Consider the following 1966-nt stretch of genomic DNA (forward strand, 5'->3'; position numbering starts at 1 on the left):
TCAGAGTCGTTACGCCAGTTTTTTATAAACAATAAAGTAAAAGGAATAGATTTATCCACATCATGTAATCAATCTATCTATGGATAATAGTGAAGCTTAAATAAAAATTCAAGTAATTATTTTAAAGGATGTTGTTATGATTTATCAACTTATGATAGGTAATTATCCTGATCGTTATTGGTTCCAATATGACTCAACTGTCGTTGCCAGTTACGAATTTATAGAATGCAAGGAGATTCAAATAAATAAACCCTTAGTTTTTAAATTAAAAGACAAAGTCAGTGAAAAGCGTTTATTCTCTTATGATTTTTATTTTAGTGATGGTCCTAAATTTATCTCGCCTAGACTTGCCAATTTACTTTCAAACAATCAAGATTTTTTACATGATGTCCAGCTAATAGATGCAACTATAATTGTTAATGGTTGCAGCTATTCTGGTTATAAAGTATTAAATATTCTTCGTTTAATATCCTGTATTGATATGAATAAATCTGAATATGAACCAATATTAGATGATTATCCTGATGGACCAATGAAATTTTATAAAATCGTCTTTAAAGAAGATATAAAAGAGCAATTTTGTATGGCAAGGTGTGAAGAATCTGAAGGGCGAATTGTGATGTCAGAGTCGTTACGCCAGTTTTTTATAAACAATAAAGTAAAAGGAATAGATTTATCCACATCATGTAATCAATCTATCTATGGATAATAGTGAAGCTTAAATAAAAATTCAATTAAGTATTTTAAAGGATGTTGTTATGATTTATGAATTAATGGTATGCAATTATGCTAATCGTTATTGGTTCGAATATGTCTCAACAGGAGATGATTATTACGAACTTTTACAATGCAAAAAGATTCAATCGAATAACCCAATAGTTTTTAAATTAAAAGACAAAGTTAGTGAAAAACGTTTACTCTCTTATGATTTTTATTTTAGTAGTGGTCCTATTTTTATCTCGCCTAGACTTGCCAATTTACTTTCAAGCAATCAAGATTTTTTGCATGACGTCCAGCTAATAGATGCGACAATAATAGTTAATGGTTGCAGCTATTCTGGTTATAAAGTATTAAATATTCTTCGTTTAATATCCTGTATTGATATGAATAAATCTGAATATGAACCAATATTAGATGATTATCCTGATGGACCAATGAGATTTTTTAAAATCGTCTTTAAAGAAGATATAAAAGAGCAATTTTGTATGGCAAGGTGTGAAGAATCTGAAGGGCGAATTGTGATGTCAGAGTCGTTACGCCAGTTTTTTATAAACAATAAAGTAAAAGGAATAGATTTATCCACATCATGTAATCAATCTATCTATGGATAATAGTGAAGCTTAAATAAAAATTCAATTAAGTATTTTAAAGGATGTTGTTATGATTTATGAATTAATGGTATGCAATTATGCTAATCGTTATTGGTTCGAATATGACTCAACTGTCGTTGCCAATTACAAATTTATAGAATGCAAGGAGATTCAAATCAATAAACCCTTAGTTTTTAAATTAAAAGACAAAGTCAGTGAAAAACGTTTACTCTCTTATGATTTTTATTTTAGTGATGGTCCTGTTTTTATCTCGCCTAGACTTGCCAATTTACTTTCAAACAATGAAGATTTTTTACATGATGTCCAGCTAATAGATGCAACTATAACTGTTAATGGTCGCAGCTATTCTGGTTATAAAGTGTTAAATATTCTTCGTTTAATATCCTGTATTGATATGAATAAATCTGAATATATACCATTATTAGAGAGTTATCCTGATGGACCAATGAAATTTTATAAAATGGTCTTTAAAGAAAATATAAATGAGCAATTTTGTATGGCAAGGTGTGAAGAATCTGAAGGGATAATTGTGATTTCAGAGTCGTTACGACAGTTTTTTATAAACAATAAAGTAAAAGGAATAGATTTATCCACATCATGTAATCAACCTATCTATGGATAATAGTGAAGCCATC

General features: G+C 28.8%; 3 protein-coding genes. All 3 read left to right on the plus strand.

All coding sequences use genetic code 11. The features are described 5' to 3' along the window. The first annotated feature begins 136 nt into the window (after positions 1 to 136). From J3U57_RS12565 to J3U57_RS12575, 3 genes are read left to right on the plus strand one after another with little or no spacing between them, the layout of a single operon-like run. The gene (locus tag J3U57_RS12565; RefSeq protein ID WP_267344979.1) at positions 137 to 709 is read left to right on the plus strand and encodes an imm11 family protein; all 573 of its coding nucleotides are present in this window, start codon (positions 137 to 139) and stop codon (positions 707 to 709) included. A gap of 49 nt (positions 710 to 758) precedes the next feature. Continuing rightward, positions 759 to 1331 carry an imm11 family protein gene (locus J3U57_RS12570; RefSeq protein WP_267344978.1) on the plus strand — a complete coding sequence of 191 codons (573 nt, stop codon included), beginning with the start codon at positions 759 to 761 and terminating at the stop codon, positions 1329 to 1331. A gap of 49 nt (positions 1332 to 1380) precedes the next feature. Next, positions 1381 to 1953, plus strand: coding sequence for an imm11 family protein (locus J3U57_RS12575; RefSeq protein WP_267344977.1), 573 nt, complete (start codon positions 1381 to 1383; stop codon positions 1951 to 1953). The last annotated feature ends 13 nt before the right edge of the window (positions 1954 to 1966 follow it).

Origin of the sequence: Gilliamella sp. B3464 (assembly GCF_026536145.1) — a bacterium.
Lineage (GTDB): Bacteria > Pseudomonadota > Gammaproteobacteria > Enterobacterales > Orbaceae > Gilliamella.

Coding starts and splice junctions, on each gene's coding strand:
- J3U57_RS12575 (WP_267344977.1), top strand. CDS start 1,381: ATGATTTATGAATTAATGGTATGCAATTATGCTAATCGTTATTGGTTC.
- J3U57_RS12570 (WP_267344978.1), top strand. CDS start 759: ATGATTTATGAATTAATGGTATGCAATTATGCTAATCGTTATTGGTTC.
- J3U57_RS12565 (WP_267344979.1), top strand. CDS start 137: ATGATTTATCAACTTATGATAGGTAATTATCCTGATCGTTATTGGTTC.